At 64.2% G+C, this 18,973-nt stretch carries 18 protein-coding genes; 1 reads left to right on the top strand and 17 read right to left on the bottom strand.

Features of this window, described 5'->3' with window-relative positions:
• Positions 1–5: 5 nt before the first annotated feature.
• From LH20_RS02230 to LH20_RS02185, 10 genes are all read right to left on the bottom strand, one after another.
• A complete protein-coding gene (locus LH20_RS02230; RefSeq protein WP_053552825.1) occupies positions 6–3,419 on the bottom strand; it encodes an efflux RND transporter permease subunit in 3,414 nt (1,137 codons plus the stop codon).
• Between the two features lie 36 nt (positions 3,420–3,455).
• Positions 3,456–4,652 (bottom strand): efflux RND transporter periplasmic adaptor subunit, encoded by a 1,197-nt coding sequence (locus LH20_RS02225; protein ID WP_442800446.1) that lies wholly within the window; start codon positions 4,650–4,652, stop codon positions 3,456–3,458.
• A 303-nt stretch (positions 4,653–4,955) separates the two neighbouring features.
• Entirely contained in the window at positions 4,956–5,225 is a 270-nt protein-coding gene (locus LH20_RS02220; RefSeq protein WP_053552823.1) for a GlsB/YeaQ/YmgE family stress response membrane protein, read from the bottom strand.
• 115 nt (positions 5,226–5,340) lie between these two features.
• Complete coding sequence (locus LH20_RS02215) at positions 5,341–5,604, bottom strand: GlsB/YeaQ/YmgE family stress response membrane protein (protein ID WP_053552822.1); 264 nt, start codon at positions 5,602–5,604, stop codon at positions 5,341–5,343.
• A 1,010-nt stretch (positions 5,605–6,614) separates the two neighbouring features.
• A complete protein-coding gene (gene nadA / locus LH20_RS02210; protein WP_053552821.1) occupies positions 6,615–7,604 on the bottom strand; it encodes a quinolinate synthase NadA in 990 nt (329 codons plus the stop codon).
• A 70-nt stretch (positions 7,605–7,674) separates the two neighbouring features.
• Positions 7,675–8,385, bottom strand: coding sequence for a hypothetical protein (locus LH20_RS02205; protein ID WP_053552820.1), 711 nt, complete (start codon positions 8,383–8,385; stop codon positions 7,675–7,677).
• 67 nt (positions 8,386–8,452) lie between these two features.
• Positions 8,453–9,076, bottom strand: coding sequence for a DUF4230 domain-containing protein (locus LH20_RS02200; RefSeq protein ID WP_053552819.1), 624 nt, complete (start codon positions 9,074–9,076; stop codon positions 8,453–8,455).
• 100 nt (positions 9,077–9,176) lie between these two features.
• Entirely contained in the window at positions 9,177–10,094 is a 918-nt protein-coding gene (locus tag LH20_RS02195) for an MBL fold metallo-hydrolase (RefSeq protein WP_053556023.1), read from the bottom strand.
• 145 nt (positions 10,095–10,239) lie between these two features.
• On the bottom strand, positions 10,240–11,931 hold the full coding sequence (locus tag LH20_RS02190; protein ID WP_053552818.1) for a M56 family metallopeptidase: 1,692 nt from the start codon (positions 11,929–11,931) through the stop codon (positions 10,240–10,242).
• Positions 11,928–12,296 (bottom strand): BlaI/MecI/CopY family transcriptional regulator, encoded by a 369-nt coding sequence (locus LH20_RS02185; RefSeq protein WP_053552817.1) that lies wholly within the window; start codon positions 12,294–12,296, stop codon positions 11,928–11,930. The genes LH20_RS02190 and LH20_RS02185 overlap by 4 nt, the downstream gene beginning before the upstream one ends.
• A 51-nt stretch (positions 12,297–12,347) precedes the next feature.
• Here LH20_RS02185 and LH20_RS24140 point away from each other — a divergent pair, with 51 nt between their 5' ends.
• Entirely contained in the window at positions 12,348–12,482 is a 135-nt protein-coding gene (locus LH20_RS24140) for a hypothetical protein (protein WP_268796088.1), read from the top strand.
• 237 nt (positions 12,483–12,719) lie between these two features.
• Here LH20_RS24140 and LH20_RS02180 read toward each other — a convergent pair whose 3' ends face one another.
• From LH20_RS02180 to LH20_RS02155, 7 genes are all read right to left on the bottom strand, one after another.
• Complete coding sequence (locus tag LH20_RS02180; protein WP_053552816.1) at positions 12,720–14,015, bottom strand: acyl-CoA dehydrogenase family protein; 1,296 nt, start codon at positions 14,013–14,015, stop codon at positions 12,720–12,722.
• A 16-nt stretch (positions 14,016–14,031) separates the two neighbouring features.
• Entirely contained in the window at positions 14,032–15,363 is a 1,332-nt protein-coding gene (locus LH20_RS02175; RefSeq protein ID WP_053552815.1) for a phosphotransferase family protein, read from the bottom strand.
• 74 nt (positions 15,364–15,437) lie between these two features.
• On the bottom strand, positions 15,438–16,301 hold the full coding sequence (locus LH20_RS02170) for an energy transducer TonB (RefSeq protein ID WP_053552814.1): 864 nt from the start codon (positions 16,299–16,301) through the stop codon (positions 15,438–15,440).
• An 80-nt stretch (positions 16,302–16,381) separates the two neighbouring features.
• Positions 16,382–16,843 carry an enoyl-CoA hydratase-related protein gene (locus tag LH20_RS24240; RefSeq protein ID WP_321164242.1) on the bottom strand — a complete coding sequence of 154 codons (462 nt, stop codon included), beginning with the start codon at positions 16,841–16,843 and terminating at the stop codon, positions 16,382–16,384.
• The gene (locus tag LH20_RS24235; RefSeq protein WP_321164231.1) at positions 16,801–17,163 is read right to left on the bottom strand and encodes an enoyl-CoA hydratase-related protein; all 363 of its coding nucleotides are present in this window, start codon (positions 17,161–17,163) and stop codon (positions 16,801–16,803) included. Before LH20_RS24235 ends, LH20_RS24240 begins: the two co-directional genes overlap by 43 nt.
• A gap of 72 nt (positions 17,164–17,235) precedes the next feature.
• Complete coding sequence (locus tag LH20_RS02160; protein WP_053552813.1) at positions 17,236–18,165, bottom strand: electron transfer flavoprotein subunit alpha/FixB family protein; 930 nt, start codon at positions 18,163–18,165, stop codon at positions 17,236–17,238.
• A complete protein-coding gene (locus tag LH20_RS02155) occupies positions 18,162–18,911 on the bottom strand; it encodes an electron transfer flavoprotein subunit beta/FixA family protein (RefSeq protein ID WP_053552812.1) in 750 nt (249 codons plus the stop codon). Before LH20_RS02155 ends, LH20_RS02160 begins: the two co-directional genes overlap by 4 nt.
• Positions 18,912–18,973: the final 62 nt, after the last annotated feature.

Below are 18,973 nucleotides of genomic sequence, written 5' to 3'. Positions count from 1 at the left end.
CGATGTCACTCGGCTGGATGTGGGACGGGGTCGGCATGCGGCCGCGTGTCATCGCCAGGCCGATAGGTCAGCAGCGTACGCGAGAAGAAGCGGCCAAGCCGTTTCTCGATGCTGTCGGCGAGGCTGAATCCCGCAGGCACGATCAGCAGCGTCAGTAGCGTCGAGAGAATGAGTCCGCCGATCACCACCACGCCCATCGGCGCGCGCCAAGCCCCGTCGCCCGACAGCGACAGCGCGGTGGGAACCATGCCAGCAACCATCGCGACCGTGGTCATCACAATCGGCTGGGCACGCTTGCGCCCGGCGTCCATGAGCGCTGCCGCCTTCTCGATACCCTTGTCCATCTCCTCGATCGCGAAATCCACCAGCAGGATCGAGTTCTTCGCGACGATGCCAAGCAGCATCAGGAGGCCGATGAATACCGGCATGGAAATCTCCATCCGCGCAATGAGCAGGCCGAGCAAGCCGCCTAGCGGGGCGAGCAGCAGCGACGACATATTGACGAGCGGCGAGAGGAAACGGCGATAGAGGAGCACCAGCGTCGAGAAGACGAGCATCAGCCCGGCGATGACCGCGATCATGAAGTTTCGCATCATCTCGGCCTGCCACTTGGCGTCGCCCTGGATCACCTTGCGGATGCCCTGCGGCATATTCTTGACCGCGGGCAGCGCGTCGATCTTGGTCTGCGCGTTGCCCGTCACCAGCCCCGGCGCGAGGTCGGCACCGATCACGATGCGCCGCGTCTGGTTGTAGCGCCGAAGTTCGGTAGGGCCGGCGCCAAATCCGATCTCTGCAACCGATTTCAGCGGAACTGTCGATCCGCTCGCGGTGGGCACGGGGAGATTCTCGAGCGTCGCAAGACTACGGCGCGAATCCTCCGAGAGAAGAACCCGGATCGGGATCTGGCGGTCGGAGAGCGAGAATTTCGCCGCATTCTGGTCGATATCGCCAAGCGTCGCGATACGGATCGTCTGACTGAGCGCTGCGGTCGTGACACCGAGGTCTGCAGCGAGGTCGAGCCGCGGCGTGATGATGATTTCGGGCCGCGGAATATCGCCCTCGATCCGCGGCGCGCGAAGCTCCTTCAGTCCCTTCATCTGGTCGACGATCTTGAGCGCATGTTTCTCGAGCGCGACCGGATCGTCTCCGCCAAGGACGAAGGTGATGTCGCGGCCGGAAAAGCCGCCCGACTGGCTCTGGAAGCTCACGCGCGCGTCGGGGATTGCACCGAGCTTCGGCTGCAGGCTGCGCTCCCATTCGACGCTCGACACCTCGCGCTCCTTCTTGAGCGTGAGAAACGCGTTCCCGCCCCCGACATTGACGTCATAGAAGGCCGTGTCGACCACCGGGCTATCATCGAGGATTGCCGAGATCTGCCGCGCAATCGTTTCGCTCTGCTCAAGCGTCGAGCCCGGCGGCAGTTCATATTTGACCTGGCTGTAATCGCTGTTGATCGTCGGCTGGAACTGCTTCGGGATGAATATGAACAGAATAATGCTCATTGCGAACGCAAGGCCGCCGATGCCCACGATCCACACGCGGTGATCGAAGAGGCGCGCATAGGCGCGCCGCGCCACGAATTTGGCCCAGCGAGTCCACGCCCACTGCGCCCCCATGGAATCCAGCGTCGCCCCAATGACGATCATCAGGAAGCCCGCAAGGAGGAAGGTGGTGACCGCCGTGATCGGCGTCAGCAAGAGGAAGTGCACCGCCGTATTGGGAGCGTCCTGGCCGACCGGCACCGGTTGGAAATAGCTGTAAGTCGACAGCAGGATCGCCAAGACCGCCAGGGCGAGCGGGACGAGGAACAAGCTCGGGCGGGTCGGCACCGGCTCGTAGCGCGCGCGCACCGCCTTGTGCTTTTCGCTGTTCAGCGTCCAACCAAGGAGCCGTTCGTAGCGGTCGACCCAGGGTCCATTCGCATGCGCCTGTTCGCCCTCGGCGGCGAGGAAATAGGCGGCGATCATCGGCGTGATCATGCGCGCCACCGCGAGGCTGACAAGAACCGCGAAGACGACGGTCATGCCGAACTGGATGAAGAATTGCCCCGACACGCCGGGCATCAATGCGACGGGCAGGAACACCGCGACGATCGAACTCGTCGTCGCGACGACCGCAAGACCGATCTCGTCCGCGGCATCGATCGCCGCCTGGTAGGCGGTCTTGCCCATGCGCATGTGCCGGACGATATTCTCGATCTCCACAATCGCATCATCGACGAGCACCCCGGCAACGAGGCTCAGTGCGAGGAGCGAGAGGCCATTGAGTGAAAAGCCCATCAGCTCCATGAACCAGAAGGTGGGGATGGCCGAGAGCGGGATGGCCAGCGCGCTGATCAGCGTTGCGCGCCAGTCGCGCAGGAAGAGGAACACAACCACGACCGCAAGGACTGCGCCCTCAACCATGGCCGCCATCGAGCTGCGATATTGCTCCTTGGTATATTCGGTGCGGGTGAAGAGGATCTTGAAGTCGACCTTGGGGTTATTCTTCTTGATCTCCTCGAGTTTCTTCATCGCCTCGTCGTGAACGGTAACGTCGGAGGATCCCTTCGCCTTCTCGATCGAGAAGCTGAGGACCTGTCGTCCACCCATCTTTGCGAGATTGCGCTGCTCGGCGTAACCGTCACTGACTTTCGCGACGTCCGACAAGCGGATCGTGCGGCCACCGCCAATGGCGATGCGCGTCTGGCCGAGATCATAGGCGCTCGCGGCATTACCCAGCACGCGCACAGCCTGTTCCGACCCCGCGATCTCGGCGCGGCCGCCCGCGGCATTCAGATTGACCTGGCGGAGCTGCTGGTTGACCTGGCTTGCCGTGAGACCGTAGCTTTGCATGCGGGCAGGGTCGAGAATGACGCGGATTTCGCGATCGACACCGCCTGAGCGGCTGACCTTCGCCATGCCGGGGATCGAAAGCAGCTCCTTCGCCACCGTATTGTCGACGAACCAGCTGAGCTGTTCGAGCGTCATGTCGGCGGCTTCGACCGAGAAATAGGTGATCGGACCCCCCGCAATGTCGACGCGCACGACCTGCGGCTCGAGAATGCCGTCGGGCAGATCGCTACGGATCTGCTGCACCGCCTGGTTGACGTCATTGTATGCGCGGTCGATCGGTGTTCCGATCGCGAACTGCACGAATGTGCTGCTGTTGCCCTCGCCGACATAGGAGGACATCTCATCGACGCCGCTTACCGCGCGTACCGCCGCTTCGACCCGCTGGGTGACCTGTGTTTCGAGCTCGGTCGGTGCCGCGCCGGGCTGCGCGACGATGACCTGCACCGCCGGGAATTCGATGTCCGGATTGTCGTTGACGTCCATCCGGTTGAAGCTGACCAGGCCCGCGAGCAGCAGCAACACGAACAGGACGATCGGCGGGACCGGATTGCGGATGCACCAGGCGGAGATGTTGCGGAAGCTCATGTGTCAGACGCCCTGTAGCGATGATGCAGCGGTCGATTATTGCGACGATTTCTGGAGGACCGGCTTGACCTTGTCGCCGGGATTGAGGAAGGCGCCCGCGAGCACGACCACGCGCTCGTTGCCTGTCAGTCCCGACGCGATCGAGACACCACCGTCGGTGACGGTGCCGACCTTCACCGCCCGGCGCTGAACCTGGTTGTTCTTGTCGACGATCAGCACGTAATTGCCCTGAGGGCCGCTCAGGACCGCGCTTTCGGGAAGCAGCGGCGCCTGGCCGGTCCCCGAGACGAGACGTGCGTCGGCAAAGCCGCCCGGACGCAGCGCGGCGCTGTAAGGCAGCGCGATACGCACGGTTCCCTGCCGGGTCTCGGGATTTATGACGGGCGATTCCTGCCAGATCTGTCCCTCGATCTTGAGATCGGTTCCGACCGGCGTCACCGTTGCGCGGGTGCCGACAGACACGCGCTGCAGGTCCGCTTCGGCGAGCTGCGCGAGCATTTCCATCTCCCCGCCCTTCGCCATGCGGAACAGGACCCCGCTGCCCGCGCCGACAATCTGGCCGGGCTCAACCTCGCGCGTCAGCACGAGTCCGGCGGCGGGCGCGACAATGTTCAACCGGCTGTTCCGTGCCACCGCCTCGCGATACTGCGCCTGCGCGACGCGGACGCGCGCCTGCGCAGCATCGCGCGTCGCGCGCTTGCGATCCATGTCGGCCTTGGAGATGAAGCCCCGTGACACAAGCGCCTCGGCGCGCTTGAGCTCGGCCTCGGCGAGATCGGCATCGGCCTGCGCCACGCGGATCGACGCCGCAAGGCTCTCCGCCTGCTGGGCCTGGACCGAGCGGTCAATGATCGCGAGCGTCTGGCCAGCGCCAACCCATTGGCCCGGCTCGACGAGGACGCTCACCACCTGGCCGCCCTCACCCGCGACGCCGACCGGCATTTCGCGCCGTGCGGCGATTGTGCCATTGGCCGAAATGGCCGCCTGCACCGACTGCATGCCCGGTATCATGACGGTAACGGTCGGGGTGCTGGCAGCAGCGCCGTCCCCCGCAGCCGGGTCGCCGCTTTTGGTCGCCGAAAAACCATACCAGGCGGCCGCCAACACCAGCACGATGAGGACGACGGCGATGATCAGACGCTTGCGATTTCGGCGATCGTCCGCCTCTTCGTAAAATTCCTGCGCCGAGCCCGCCAAGCTGTCCATCGATTCCACTTTCCGCTCGTAGTTCACGCCGAATTCCCCTCTGCCGTCCACGATTGCGGGACCCGCTGCCGCACCGGCAACCGCCCCTCGATCCGCGCGACAGGACCCAAATAATCCGCAGGTGTATTATCGAATTAAATCACCGCTGGCAAGCGCGAAACTTGAACCTCCCCGCCCCGCGGAGGGCGGGCTTCATATCCGCATCGCGAGTGCCCGGTCCAGAATAAAAAGGCATTGCTGCGCTGCAGGCATGAAAAAGGGGCGGCCGAAGCTGAATCGGCCGCCCCTTTTTCAATCGGGCCCTGAAATGGCCGCGTTAACCTCGCCGGTTCAGCGCACGCGTCCGCGGCGGACGAGATTGACAATGGCGAGCAGGATCACCGCACCGATGAATGCCGTGAGCAGTGTCATCGGGTCGAATGCGTCGCCGCGCAGATGGCCGCCGCCCAGAAAGCGACCGAACAGGAATCGGCCAAGGATCGATCCCAAACAACCGACGACGATGTTGAGGAATATCCCTTGCTGCGCATCGGTGCGCATGACGATGCTCGCCAGCCAGCCGATGATACCGCCCATGATGATTGCGATAATCCAAGTCATAGATGACCCCCTTGCGATATTCATTGTCACCTGCCGAGACAGGCGCTGCGATGGTAACGCAGATTTATCAATTCACCTAACGGAATGGCAGCGGCATGGCGCCGCTGCCGCCCTGTCAGCGCACGCTACCGCGGCGCACCAGATTGACGATCGCGAGCAGGACGATCGCACCGATGAAAGCCCACAGGAGGCCAACGGGGTCGAAAGTGCTGAGCGAGGCACCGCTGCCGAACATGCCGCCAAGAATATTGCCCAGAAAAGCACCCACGATGCCGACGACGACATTGAGGAAGATGCCCTGCTGCGCGTCGGTGCGCATGACGATGCTCGCCAGCCAGCCGATGATGCCGCCGACGATAAGCGTGATGATGATACCCATATATTTTGCTCCCATTTTTGGACCGGAGCGATGGGTCGCACGGGGGCGTCTTGGTAAGCGCCTTATCGTGTCCGAACATCGCTTTGCCGATGTCAGCACAATGCCAGCGTTGCGCAAAAGGTTCCCGGCCGGACTGAATGCAATCCGGCCGGGAAAGTAGGAACAGCTCCTGGTCGGGAGCTGGTCCGGGTCGCAGGCGCAGGAATAGAAGCCTCGCCCATGCCGTGATGTGACGCGGCTCACACCGAAGGAATTTTATGGGACGCCATGGGCTTTCAGGGGGAAAGGCAAGCCTTCTCGCCCCCGAAGGGGTGGGTTCATCCGATAGGCCAGCCTTCCCATTCTGGGAGAGGGGATCGAGGTCGACGACAAGGAAAGGGAAAGGAGGATGCAGACCGCCCATGCGAAATGGGGGCCGGCATCGCTGCCAACCCCCACTATCCGGTGTTGCTCCAGCCGCTAGCTCGGGCTCATCCCGGTCCGCTTCTCTTGCGATCAGCGGCCCGCAAAACGATCCTTCGCTGCGCACACGGAACCAGTCCGGCGGCGGTTTGGTCGGCCCCCTTTCGGGGGCCGGCCGCACCTGGAAAGCCCTTCATCATCCGGTCCGAGCCTCTGCCGAAGCAGTCGCTGTTATCCGGCGATGGACTGCGTTTCCATTCCGGTCGGGTCTTCTTCAACTCGTGGGAATTGGAGCGTTCCGTGACCAGAGTATCGGTCCACTTCCTCGTCGATCCGCTCCGTTCTTCTCGGGTTGGTCTTGCAACCATCCTTCGGTCCCGGGGGGTCCGACGTCTCTGTCGTCCGATGATTGGAAGCTGACACGAAGCCTGCTGGCCGCCAACAAAAAATGCGCTGAAAACTGCCGCACCTGTGGATAAGTCCGGCATTAGCAATTTGGCTTTGCTGCGCAGCATTTTTGTATCAGCGGCGCAACATTTTCGGATTCGAATCGGCGCCTTATCGCCCCCTGCCGCGAAAGCGACTCGGCTCGCCGAGGAGAACGAGGATCAGGCGCGACCCAGGTCGCCCTTGCCCACTGTTCCCGACGCCATCTCGAGCATCCGGTCGAGACTCCTCTTTGCCGCGAGGCGCAGCTCCTCGTCCATCTCGATCCGCGGCTGTAGATCACGAAGCGCGAGGTAAAGCTTTTCCATCGTGTTGAGCGCCATATAAGGGCAGATATTGCAGTTGCAGTTTCCATCGGCCCCCGGCGCGCCAATGAAGGTCTTTTGGGGCAGCGCCTTTTCCATCTGATGGATGATATGGGGCTCGGTCGCGACGATCAGCGTGTCGCCGGGGAAATTCTTGGCAAACTGCAGGATCCCGCTCGTCGATCCGACATAGTCGGCATGATCGATGATATGCGGCGGGCACTCAGGATGCGCTGCGACCGGCGCCTCGGGATGCTGCGCCTTGAGCTTGAGGAGCTCGGTCTCGCTGAACGCCTCATGCACAATGCACACCCCTGGCCACAGCAGCATCTCCCGCCCGAATTTGCGATTGAGATAGCCGCCGAGGTGGCGATCGGGGCCGAAGATGATCGGCTGGCTTTCGGGAATCTGGCTAATGATCGTCTCTGCGCTCGATGACGTGACGATGATGTCGGAAAGCGCCTTCACCGCGGCTGAGCAATTGATGTAGGTCAGCGCGATATGGTCGGGATGCTCGGCGCGAAAGCGCTTGAACTGTTCGGGGGGGCAGCTGTCCTCGAGGCTGCATCCCGCGTCCATGTCGGGCAGCACGACTATCTTTTCCGGGCTCAATATCTTCGCCGTCTCGGCCATGAACTTGACGCCGCAAAAAGCGATCACGTCGGCGTCGGTGTCTGCCGCCTTGCGCGACAGCTCCAGCGAATCGCCGACAAAATCGGCGAGATCCTGAATCTCGGGCTTTTGGTAATAATGCGCGAGGATCACGGCGTTTCGGTCCTTGCGCAGCCGGTCGATCTCAGCGCGCAGGTCGAGACCCGAAAGATTTTCACGGATGGGAGCAGTCATGGCTTGTCCTTGTCGTGGCGTTTGCCACGCGCCTCCTACACCGCGTCCCCCTGCAGGGCAATTCGGCGGATCAGCCGCCAGACAGACGGGCCGCGAGCGCAATGACGGGAGGCGTCATGGCAAGCAGCGATATGGCGACCCGCGTCGCGATAACAACCACCATGGTCGCCCAGGTCGCGGGATGGACCGCGCCGCGCGCGCGCCGATCGTAGGCTGCGACGAAGGCAACTGCCGCAAGCTGGCACAGCGCGACCGCGGGTTCGGCCCAGCCGCCCATCTGCGGGATCGGTAGCACCCGCCCGAGTGCCGGCTCAAGGATCACGATCGTTGCGCCGATCATCAATCGCCGGTGCCAGTCGGTCGCGCGGCGCTGCCGGATCGCCCAGACCACCATCGCGCCGAACACCATCGATTCGATCGCAGTGAGCGCAAGAAAATAGGCGGGATCGAAGAAAGGCGGCTGGCGATGCAGCACCAGGGCCATGACGCCGCTGAAAACACCAAGCCCCGTGATGATGAGCGCGAGCCCCGCGCCTAGCCAGCCGAGCCGGCGATGAAGCCCGAGGTTCTTGCGTGCAACCAGCGCGGGCTGGACGATGAGCAGTGCGAGCCAGGCAAGCATCGCAAGCGCGTGCACATGCACCCAGGCTGGCGCGCTCAGCGGATCGACGAAGCCGCGCGCCGCGGCCTGCAGGAAACCAAAGACGATGAAGGCAGCGAGACCAATCGCCATCCGCTGCCAGAATCGTGCGGCGCTTACCGCGCCCCCCGCTGTTGCCATATCCGCATCTCCCGATGCGACCCTGGCAAATTTCTTACCGCAGCATGCGGCGCACGGAAAGCCCGATTCAGTCGGCGAAGCGCGCAGTGACCTTTGCGTCAATCCCTGCCGCTTTCAGGGGCATAGCGAAGCTCTGTTCGATCGCGGCTCGCGCCGCGCTCTTGGCGAGGCGCATCGGCGTTGCCCCCTTCGCCTGCCTGATCAATTCCTCCTGCGCCGCCTTGCGGTTCGCGGCGTCGAGCAGTTGCTCCGCATCGGTTAGGGTCAGGAGGATCGCACCATCGCGAAATTCGCTGATCGCGTCGATGTCAATTTCCGGCCCCGCGAGCCGCAGCGGCGGCAAGGTAACCGTCAGCGCATTCGCCGTCGCATCCCAGTCGAGATCGGCAGGCTTCAGCTTCGCCAGATCGAGCTCATAGCGCACGGTCCCCGGCATGATCAGCGTTTTCTTCGCGCTCAGCCCCAACCGGCTCTGCGTCGAGGTGACGACCGCGACATAACGCGCGGTGAAGGGTACGAGGACATTCTGCTCCTGAAGACCCTGAAGACTGGCGGCGACAACGGTTTCGGGGTCGTAGCCTCGCTGCCAATCGCGCCACGCGGATACCGCCCACCAGGCGGCAAGCGCGAGCAGAGCCGCGGCGGCGAGGAGGATCAGACGGGGCAGAAGGCGGGGGGTGGTCTGCGTCATGACGTGGTATGGTCCAGGCGGCGGGAGGGGCAGTCGGTCTCGTAACGCACAATTCCTGCGCCGGATGCGCGAGCCCCCGCGCACAGCATATGCAGCACGGTCATGCCAGTTCCCAAGCCTCGTCGCGGACACGCACCAGCCCCCGCGACTTGAGGTCGAGCAGATGCGCGAGCACCGAGCGGCCCGCGGCGCCGGTCAGGCGCGGATCAAGGCCCTTGTACATATGGCTCACCATGACCGGGATCGCCGCAGTCCCCTTTTCAAGTTCGCGCAGGATCTGCCGCTCCCGCTGCTTGCGGTGGCCGAGCATACCGCGAACGAGCTGCCGCGGCTTGGTGACCGCGGGCCCGTGGGCGGGATAATAGACGCGGTCGTCGCGCTCGTAGAGCTTGCTCAGCGATGCCATATAGGCGGACATGTCGCCGTCGGGCGGGCTGACGACGCTGGTGGACCATGCCATGACATGATCGCCGGTAAACAGCGCCCCTGTCTCGACGAGCGCGAAGCAGAGATGGTTGGACGTGTGACCCGGCGTCGAGACCGCCTCCAGCGTCCAACCGTCCCCCGCAATGCGCTCGCCGTCGGCAAGCACGCGATCCGGAGCATAGTCCGGGTCGAACGCCGAATCGGCGCGCGGACCGTCGTCCGAAAGTGCGAGCGGAGCGCAGCCGACGATCGGCGCGCCCGTCGCCTTGCTGAGCGGCGCCGCGGCCGGGCTGTGATCGCGGTGCGTGTGGGTACAGAGGATCGCAGCGACCCGCTGTCCCTCGACCGCGCGCAGGATGGCATCGACATGGCCCTGCCCATTGGCATCAGGCGGATCGCCGATGCTCATCCCCGATCCGGTCGGGCCGGGGTCAATCACGGCAACATCGGCTCCGGAGCCGACAATCCAGGTCTGGGTGCCGGTGAAGGTATAAGGTGAGGGGTTGGGCGCGAGCACGCGGCGCACCAGCGGCTCGTGCTGCTCGCACTCGCCGGCGCGGATTGTGTCAGGCCAGGCATTTTCGTCGCTCATGCCCACCATGTGGCACCGCCCCCGCGAAAGGAAAAGGCTCGATCATCAGAAAAGGGAGCAGCGAGGCGCCACTCCCTTTCCCCGCCCCTGCCGCCGGTCCCTACCGGGGACAATGGACCGGCGTCGAAGCTCGATCGCCGCGAGCCTATTTTGTCTCGCGTTCAAGGTCGGCGATTGCGCGATCCATGTCGGCGATGACTTTGGCCCGCGTTTCGGCCGACATATGGTCCGAAGCACCGCCTTTGGCGAAGCGATCGCGCGCCTTGCGGAGCGCCGAGAGCTGACCCGACACGTCGGCTGCGTCTCCGCAGCGGACCATCAGCACGCGGCTGCGCTTCTTGCCGTCGCTGTCGTCGCGATCGACAAGCGGCATCGGCGTTTGACCCGGGCCGCAATGCGCAAATGCCATCGCCTTGCCATCCACTCCCTTCCAGTCGACTGTCGGTATGGGAGGGATGGGCGGCATCGGGGGAAGCGGCGCCATCGCGGTGCGGAAAGCTGCGTGGCGCTTCGCCTCCAGCTTGTCGGCGATGGCCTCGGCCTGCGCGCCGGTCACCCCTTGCTCCTTGAGCGTCGAGAGGATGTCGTCACGCGACAGTCCGCCCGGCATGCGAAACGCAACGCGGCGCGTGGCGGGCGAACCATTTTCGCCGTCCGCGCCCTCCCCCTCACTCCGGACCACGACCCGGGTCAGTTGCCGCCGCTCGCCATCGGCCCTCCCTCCCTCACCATCCTCATCGCTGGAGAAGATCACCATATGGTGCGCGCCTTCGATCGCCTCGGGAGGCCCTGGCGGCGCGGGCGGGGGCGGCGGAGCGACGGCCTCGGGAGGCGCCGGGGGTGCGGGGGGCACCGGCAGGTCCCCGGACTGCGCCGTCGCTGCGGGAACGAGCGTTGCGGTCGCCGCGAGCGCCGCAATCGCGGCACCGCCGACGAGCAGGCGCCCGGCAAGCGTTCTGCGGCGCGATATATTCTGCTGCATCAGCATTGTCAGTCTCTCCTGCAAACTATCGTGTGAGGCCATCGGCGCCGCGAGGGCGAGCCGCGAGCCGACCGCGGCCTTGGCGATCGCGGTCGCGTAGCTCGCCGTGCGCGGACCGCGCGCCCCACCCTGTGTCATTACCAGCACCCGCGCGTCGCAGGCGGCCTCCTGATCGAAGCGGAACGCACGGATCGCGCGCCAGGCGAGCGGGTTGAACCATTGACCCGCGAGCAGCAGCAGCGCAGCGGCATTGGCCCAAAGATCGCCGTGGCGATGGTGCGCGAGTTCATGGTCGATCGCCAGCGCGCGCTCTTCGGGCGCGTAGCGGGCAAAGAAGTCGCGCGGGACCGCGACGAAACGCCGGACGAGACCGAAGGCGACAGGCCCGTCGACCGCGTCGCTCATCACGAGCCGGATTGCTCCGAGCGGTTCAAGATCGACGCCCCGCGCCAGCACCTCGGACTTGAAGCGTCGATGCGCGAGTATGGCGCGCGCGAGAATGGCAAGGGCGCCCGCCAGCCAGGCTAGAAAGAGAAGCGGCACGGTGTCGGCGAGAACCCAGCCTGCCCCGGGAATGACGTCGGTTGCCGCGGCGCCATGCGGGAGTGCCGTCATTGCGTTCACTATTTCGCCTTCCGCTACCGCAGGTGCGGCAGCCATGGGCGCAGCCACGGGATCGGCAAGGGGGAGCGGCGGCAGCGCGAAACGGAGCGCGGGAATCGTCCAGAGCGCGTATGTGAGACGCGGACCGAACCGCCGCATGAAGGGCTTGCGGATCACGAGCACCGCCCCGACGAGAAGCGCCGTGGTGAGCATCGTGTCTCCCCACGCCTCCATCATCAGCGCCGCGTTCATGACTTGAGCCTCCTCAACAGCGCCTCAATCTCTTCGATGTCGGCGTCGGTCAGCGCCTCCCGCTCGGCGAGATGCGCGATCATAGGGCTAACGCGGCCCCCGAAGAGCCTGTCGACGAAACGCTGCGATTCCTCGCCCATCGCCTCGGCGCGGTCGACCGCAGGACGATAGAGATAGCGGCGTCCGTCAGCCTCCGCCGTCACGGCCCCCTTCTGGACGAGACGCGCGATCAGCGTCTTCACGGTCGCCAGTGTCCAGCCATTCGCCTTGCCGATCCGACGCGCAAGGTCGGCCGCGGTCAGCGGCGCCTCGTCCCATAGCGCATTCAGCACCTGCATTTCGGATTCGCTTGCCCGTTCGGCCATGCGGACCCCTCCCTTCGCTTGATACGATTACAAATGTAGTCAGTCATCTGAATGGCCGATGAACGCAAAATCGTGCCAAAAGTGTCGGTAATTTTGACATCGATCCAAGGCGGTAAGCTTTTGCTAACCACCAAGGAGCGCCCGAAAGCCCGTAATACGCAAACTGGCACGACGATTGAATGGTGATCGCTGTTCCCGAGTGTTCCGCTCAATGGAGCGGCGGGGGATATCGGTCTGGTCCCTGATGTCCCCCGCCCTCATTCGGGAAATCCCCACTTACCCCCGAGGCACGCGGGGGGCGGCGCGGCATAAGGGCCCCCGCCCCCCGGATGCTTCCCTGGGTCATTTGCCGCTCGAAGGTGGTAAAATCTGCCCCGCGCGGCCATCTTCGCGGCAGCTTGCGCGAGGCAAGCTGGCGCCAGCTCAGATTTTCCCGAGCGTCTCCCGCCGCGGCCCCAGATAACCGAACAGATAGGCGGCCACCTTGCGCATCTGGATTTCTTCCGCGCCCTCGGTGATGCGGTAGCGGCGGTGATGGCGATAGATATGCTCGAAAGGCTTGTGCCGCGAATAGCCGATGCCGCCGTGAACCTGCATCGCGCGGTCCGCGGCTTGGCAGCAGAGGCGGTTCGCCCAGTAATTGCACATGCTGACCTTGTCGCTGAGGCGGTGCTCGACCTCCTTGTGGGGCATATTGTCCATTTCCCAAGCGGTCTTGCGAATGAGGAGGCGAAGCATTTCGGCCTGCGTCGCGAGCTCGACGAGCGGAAACTGGATCGCCTGGTTCTTGGCCAGCGCCTCGCCAAAGGGCTTCCTCTCGCGGGCGTAGCGGACGCTTTCCTCGATGCAGTAGACCGCGGCGCCGAGCGAGCTTGCCGCCTGCCGGATGCGGTTCTGATGCACGAAGCTCTGTGCGATCGATAGCCCGCCGTCGACCGGGCCGAGCCGGGCGCTGTCGGGCACCCAGACGTCGGTGAAGCTGACCCGCGGATGGTCGGTCGGCATGTTGAAGGTCCAAAGATACTCCTCGATCACGAGCCCCGGTGAGGGGTTGGGGACGAGCAGGCAGGTGATCCCCTTCGCATCACCATCCTCCCCGCTCGTGCGGCAGAAGGTCGCGCAGTGGGTCGCGACGTGCATACCGGTTGTCCACATCTTCTCGCCATTGATGCGCCAGCCCTCTTCCCCGTCGCGCACCTCGCGCACCGCGCGCGTTTCCATATGCGTCGCGTCCGATCCGTGATCGGGCTCGGTGAGTCCGAACGCGGTGCGGCGCTTGCCTTCGAAGCCGCCAAGGATGAACTCCTGCTTCTGCTCCTCGCTGGTGGCAAACTGCTCGAACATCTCGACGAAGGGAAAGTTGCCAACGATGCTGTGTTCGTTCTGAAGATCATTGTGCAGCCCAAGACCCTTCGCTGCGAAATGCTCGCGGATCACCGCCATCCAGAGGTTCGACCCGTCCTTGCCGCCATATTTCTTGGGCGCCGAGAAGCGCCAGTGCCCAGCGGCGTCGGCCCGGCGTTTCGCTTCGTTCAGCAGCTCTTCCCATTCGTGCCGCGGGAGGCCCTGATTGTCCCAGTCGGTACGGCTGTGCTCGCGGCGATGGTCGAAGAAGCGGATATTGTCGTCGGCCTCCTCGAGCGGCTTGATCTCGGCCTCGATGAAAGCATCGAGCTCGTCCAGATAGGCCTTCAGATCGGCCGGAACCGCAAAATCCATGTCTCTCTCCCTTGACTCAGCCGCGCCAATCGGTGCGCGCCGCCGCGAGCGCGGCATATTTCGGACTGTCGATAGCGCATTTGTCGAGCACCGCGCGCCGCAATCGCGCGAGCAGGCCTGGTTTGGCGAGCGTCGTCTCGCCGTTCATGATCGCCTCGGCGAGGGTCCGGTCCTCGGCGCGCACCCCCGCGTCGAGGTCGCGCGTCACGATGCCGAGCGCGTTCATCGCAACCACCGCCTCGAACTTCGCATGACCCTCGGCCTTCGGCTTGATCGCGCTTTCGATCCAGTCGCGCACCGCCTCGACCATTTCGCGGTTGGTCGGCTCGCCTACCGGCGTCTGGGCTGGATGGGCGCACGGCGGCAGCGGGCGTTGCCGTTCCGCCTCGGGCGCTTCTTCTTCCAGCAAGCGAATAAGGTCGAGCTCCTGCTCGGCCGTGCGACGTCCAACCACGACGCGCTCGACCGTCCTGTCGGCGCCGCTCCGCCACGCCTGCCCCATCTGGAGGCAGCCGAGCGCCCACCAGAGCGTGCGGTAGACGAGCCAAAAGCGGAACCGGTCCCGGTCAACCGCCTGCCCGCCCGCCGCTTCATAGGCCGCAAAATAATCCTCGAGGCTCCCTACTCCAAAGGCCGGCCGCTCGAGCCGACCGAAGCGCCACACGGTCATACAGCCGAACGCCAGATCTTCGTGCGCGTCGCCAAGATGCGCAAGCTCCCAGTCGAGAACCGCGGCGAGCCCCTGCGGGTCGACCATCACATTTCCCATGCGATAGTCGCCGTGGACCAGCACCAGCTCGGCGGGCGCCGGCAGGTGATCCTCGCACCAGCGAATCGCGAGCGCGATCGCCGGACGATCGCCGCCATAGGAGAGGAAGCGGGCTTTGAGTTCGGCAAGCGCCTCTGCGGTGTCCATCACCGGAATGCCCTCGGGGATCACAGCGCGCGGCAGCGCGTGAATGCGCGCGAGTTCGCGGCCCAAATCGGCGATCAGCGAGGGCGGCGGTGCGGACAGAATCTTCGCGGGACTGACCTCCGCGGTGATGCGCCGCATCACATAGCCCGTCCCCATGCCGTCGCTGTCGGCGAGAACGGCGACGACTTCGGGAGCCTTTACCCCGCCCGCATGCGCTGCCCGGACGAGCGCAGCCTCGACAGGGTGCCCATAAGGCCGGCCCTCCATATATTCTGCCGAAGGGGCTCGCCGAAGGACATAGCCAACCCCTGCCCAGTCGAACGCCCAGCTCTCCATGTTCGCCCCGCCCGAAAGACGCGACAGACCCGACAGCGCACCGGGTCCAAGGGCGCGCGACATGAAAGCGGAAAGCGGTTCGACAAGCTCGGTCATTACTTAACCTTGCTAAGTATTTTTCGCCTCCGCAAGGGGTAATCGAAGAACCCGCCCAGGGCGTGCAAATCCCCCTAGTTCGCAAACGCGAAGCGCACGCTGTCGCGGTAATAAGAGGCGATCGGCTGTCCATCCCGGTCGAGCGCTGGTTCAAAGCGGGCACGCTTCATCAGGCGGTCGCACACGGTTCGGTCAAAGCCCTCAGGGTGGGTCGATTGCTGGATGTGACAGGCTGTGGGAACCCCGTCCTCGCCGACATCCAGTCGGAACTCGACGAGGCCGGGCTGCCGTTTCAGCAACATGGCCAATGGGTAATCGCCATCTTTGAGCCAGGTTGACGGTGAGCGGGTGGGGATCGCAGAGCGCAGCCGCGTCTTGTGGCGCGCAGCATCGATGCCCCAATGGGTCAGCAATTCGTCAGTGCAGGCATCCATTGCGGCGAAACTTGCCTTCATGGGCCCCGTGCGCAGCCGCATGGGATGCCGCAGCGGTCTGCCGATGTCGATCGAGCTCACCGAGGCTTTCTCATCATCGGTAACGGGTGCGACCGGCGCGCTACCTCGCGCGGATAGCACTGCTTTTTCCGTGTCGGACAGCGGCCGGATGCGAATATCCGTTACAAATATCCATGCGGGATTTGTTCCGATCGAGCCCGAATAAAAAAGGACATCCTGTTGAGGCAGGGCTTCGCCGAACCGGATTCGGGCCTTGTCACTGCCTGCAGGGCTCTTCATTCGCCTGCCCATCAACGAGATGCGAAATTCATCGCCCGGCTCATACTGGTCAATGATCAGCGTGACGGCCTCCCGGCCGCTACCGAATACACGTATCAGCCGGCAATAATCATCGGCATAGTGAACGTTCCAGGGCGACGAAGGGTCGAGCCCTACAGGCTCGGCCGCGCCTGCTGCAACCGGCTGCGCGATGCTCGATAGCATCGCCACCCAAACGCCCAATCCCCCTGTTTTCATGGAGCTGATCTAGGGTCCAGCCGCCTTGCTGGCAAGTTGCTCTCCGATCAACCGGCGTGTTCCCTGCCACGGGCCATCACCGCGTGCCGGCGCGCTTCAACCTCGTCAGCGGTCACCATGCGGTTCGCGGCGGTAGATCGCGCTTTTTCGAGCGCTATTCCTTCGCGAAAAGGCAGCGCATAACCCTCATCAATAAGCGCCTTGTACCGCCGCACCATCGCCGGATCGGCGCTGGCAATGTCGCGAGCAAGCGCCTGCGCTGCAGGCAGAAGTTCTTCGGGCGCCACGACGCGATTGACCAGACCCCACTCGCGCGCCTCCTCAGCGCCGAGGAAATTGCCGGTCAGCGAGAGCTCCTTGGCGCGGCTGATGCCGATCAGCCGCGACAGTTTCTGCGACAGGCCCCAGCCCGGCATGATCCCGACGCGCGCATGGGTATCGGCAAAGCGGGCGTTGGTCGAGGCGATCAAAATGTCGCATGCAAGCGCAACTTCGAATCCACCGGTAATCGCGACACCGTTGACCGCACCGATAACGGGCTGCGGCAGAGTTCGATCGCCTTGACAGGATTCTCGTCGGCGCTCTCCGCATTGGCGGCGCCCAGATGGCTCGTATCGCCGCCGAGTTCCTTCAAATCGAGACCAGCGGTGAAAGCCCGCGTTCCAGCACCCGTCAATAGGATCGCGCGCACCGTCTCATTGGCGGCGAGATCGCGCATCACGCCGGCGAGTTCCGCACGGAGCGCCCGCGAGAGAGCATTCATCGTCTCGGGCCGGTTGAGCGTGACCGTCGCAACGGCATCGTCGCGGCTGACGAGGATCAGGGACATCTCATTCTCTCCAAAAAAGGAAAGGGCGGCCGAAACCGACCGCCCTTCGCAATCATGCCATGACGGCCCGGTTCAGATCTTGGCTGTCAGATCGGGCACGGCGCTGAACAGGTCGGCAACGAGGCCGAGGTCCGCGACCTGGAAGATCGGCGCATCCTCATCCTTGTTGATCGCGACGATCGTCTTTGAATCCTTCATCCCCGCAAGATGCTGGATCGCACCCGAGATACCGATCGCGAAATAGACCTCGGGCGCCACGATCTTGCCGGTCTGGCCGACCTGGTAGTCGTTGGGAACATAGCCCGCGTCGACCGCAGCGCGGCTCGCGCCGAGCGCAGCGCCGAGCTTGTCGGCGAGCGGGACAATGACTTCCTGATATTTCTCGCTCGATCCGAGCGCACGGCCGCCCGAGACGATGATCTTGGCCGAGGTGAGCTCAGGCCGCTCGGACTTTGCAATCTCGGCGCCGACGAAGCTCGAGATACCGGCGTCCCCGCCAGCCGAGACGGCTTCAACCGTGCCCGAGCCACCGGTCGCCGCCGCCTTGTCGAAGGCCGTACCGCGGACCGTGAGGACGAGCTTGGCGTCCGAGCTCTCGACCGTTGCGATCGCGTTGCCGGCATAGATGGGGCGGGTGAAGGTCTTGGGACCTTCGACCGACAGGATTTCCGAGATCTGCATCACGTCGAGCAGCGCAGCGACCCGCGGCGCGATATTCTTGCCGGTCGTGGTCGCGGGCGCGACGAACGCGTCGTGCGACGCCATCAGTTCGGCAACGAGCGGCGCGACATTTTCAGGCAGATTGTGCGCGAAGGCCGCATTGTCGGCGACGTGGACCTTGCCCACGCCGGTGATTTCCGACGCGGCCTTGGCGACGCCATCGACGCCTTCGCCGGCGACAAGCAGGTGGACTTCGCCGAGCTTGGCCGCGGCAGTGACCGCGGCCAGCGTGGCATCCTTGACGGCGCTGCCGTCATGTTCGACCCAAACGAGCGTTTTCATGAATGCACTCCCATCGCCTTCAGCTTGGCAACCAGTTCATCGACATCGGCGACCTTGACGCCGGCCGAGCGAACGGGCGGTTCGGACACCTTGACCACCTTAACGCGCGGTGCCGTGTCGACGCCGTAATCAGCGGGCGACTTGGTATCGAGCGGCTTCGACTTCGCCTTCATGATGTTTGGCAGCGATGCATAGCGCGGCTCGTTGAGGCGAAGGTCGGTGGTGACGATCGCGGGGAGCTTGAGCTTCACCGTCTCGAGGCCGCCGTCGACTTCGCGGGTCACGCTCACGCTGTCGCCCTCGACATTTACCGCGCTGGCAAAGGTGCCCTGCGCCCAGCCGGTCAGCGCAGCTAGCATCTGGCCAGTCTGGTTGTTGTCGTCGTCGATCGCCTGCTTGCCCAGGATCACAAGACCCGGCTGCTCAGCGTCGGCGATGGCCTTCAGGATCTTGGCGACAGCCAGGGGTTCGACTGGATCGTCGGTCTGAACGAGGATCGCGCGGTCGGCGCCCATCGCGAGCGCGGTGCGCAGCGTCTCCTGCGCCTTCGCAGGGCCGATGCTGACAGCGACGATTTCGGTCGCGACGCCCTTTTCCTTCAGGCGAATAGCCTCTTCGACCCCGATCTCGTCGAAAGGGTTCATCGACATCTTGACGTTCGCGAGATCGACGCCGGTGCCGTCGGCCTTCACCCGCGGCTTGACGTTGTAATCGAGCACCCGTTTTACGGGAACGAGGATTTTCATGGGCTCAAAGCTCCTCTTTGCAAATTGTGCACTGCGCCATAATTGGCGTTTACGTAAACGTC

The sequence above is a fragment of the Sphingopyxis sp. 113P3 genome (genome assembly GCF_001278035.1).
Lineage (GTDB): Bacteria > Pseudomonadota > Alphaproteobacteria > Sphingomonadales > Sphingomonadaceae > Sphingopyxis.
The sequence above is the reverse complement of the archived record's forward strand: the minus strand, read 5'-3'. Positions and strand labels throughout refer to the sequence as shown.

Coding starts and splice junctions, on each gene's coding strand:
- LH20_RS02200 (WP_053552819.1), bottom strand. CDS start 9,076: ATGACGCAGACCACCCCCCGCCTTCTGCCCCGTCTGATCCTCCTCGCC.
- nadA (WP_053552821.1), bottom strand. CDS start 7,604: ATGACTGCTCCCATCCGTGAAAATCTTTCGGGTCTCGACCTGCGCGCT.
- LH20_RS02195 (WP_053556023.1), bottom strand. CDS start 10,094: ATGAGCGACGAAAATGCCTGGCCTGACACAATCCGCGCCGGCGAGTGC.
- LH20_RS02205 (WP_053552820.1), bottom strand. CDS start 8,385: ATGGCAACAGCGGGGGGCGCGGTAAGCGCCGCACGATTCTGGCAGCGG.
- LH20_RS02185 (WP_053552817.1), bottom strand. CDS start 12,296: ATGGCCGAACGGGCAAGCGAATCCGAAATGCAGGTGCTGAATGCGCTA.
- LH20_RS02155 (WP_053552812.1), bottom strand. CDS start 18,911: ATGAAAATCCTCGTTCCCGTAAAACGGGTGCTCGATTACAACGTCAAG.
- LH20_RS02180 (WP_053552816.1), bottom strand. CDS start 14,015: ATGGATTTTGCGGTTCCGGCCGATCTGAAGGCCTATCTGGACGAGCTC.
- LH20_RS24140 (WP_268796088.1), top strand. CDS start 12,348: ATGGCCGATGAACGCAAAATCGTGCCAAAAGTGTCGGTAATTTTGACA.
- LH20_RS02230 (WP_053552825.1), bottom strand. CDS start 3,419: ATGAGCTTCCGCAACATCTCCGCCTGGTGCATCCGCAATCCGGTCCCG.
- LH20_RS02170 (WP_053552814.1), bottom strand. CDS start 16,301: ATGCTATCGAGCATCGCGCAGCCGGTTGCAGCAGGCGCGGCCGAGCCT.
- LH20_RS02160 (WP_053552813.1), bottom strand. CDS start 18,165: ATGAAAACGCTCGTTTGGGTCGAACATGACGGCAGCGCCGTCAAGGAT.
- LH20_RS02190 (WP_053552818.1), bottom strand. CDS start 11,931: ATGAACGCGGCGCTGATGATGGAGGCGTGGGGAGACACGATGCTCACC.
- LH20_RS02220 (WP_053552823.1), bottom strand. CDS start 5,225: ATGACTTGGATTATCGCAATCATCATGGGCGGTATCATCGGCTGGCTG.
- LH20_RS02215 (WP_053552822.1), bottom strand. CDS start 5,604: ATGGGTATCATCATCACGCTTATCGTCGGCGGCATCATCGGCTGGCTG.
- LH20_RS24235 (WP_321164231.1), bottom strand. CDS start 17,163: ATGTCCCTGATCCTCGTCAGCCGCGACGATGCCGTTGCGACGGTCACG.
- LH20_RS02175 (WP_053552815.1), bottom strand. CDS start 15,363: ATGACCGAGCTTGTCGAACCGCTTTCCGCTTTCATGTCGCGCGCCCTT.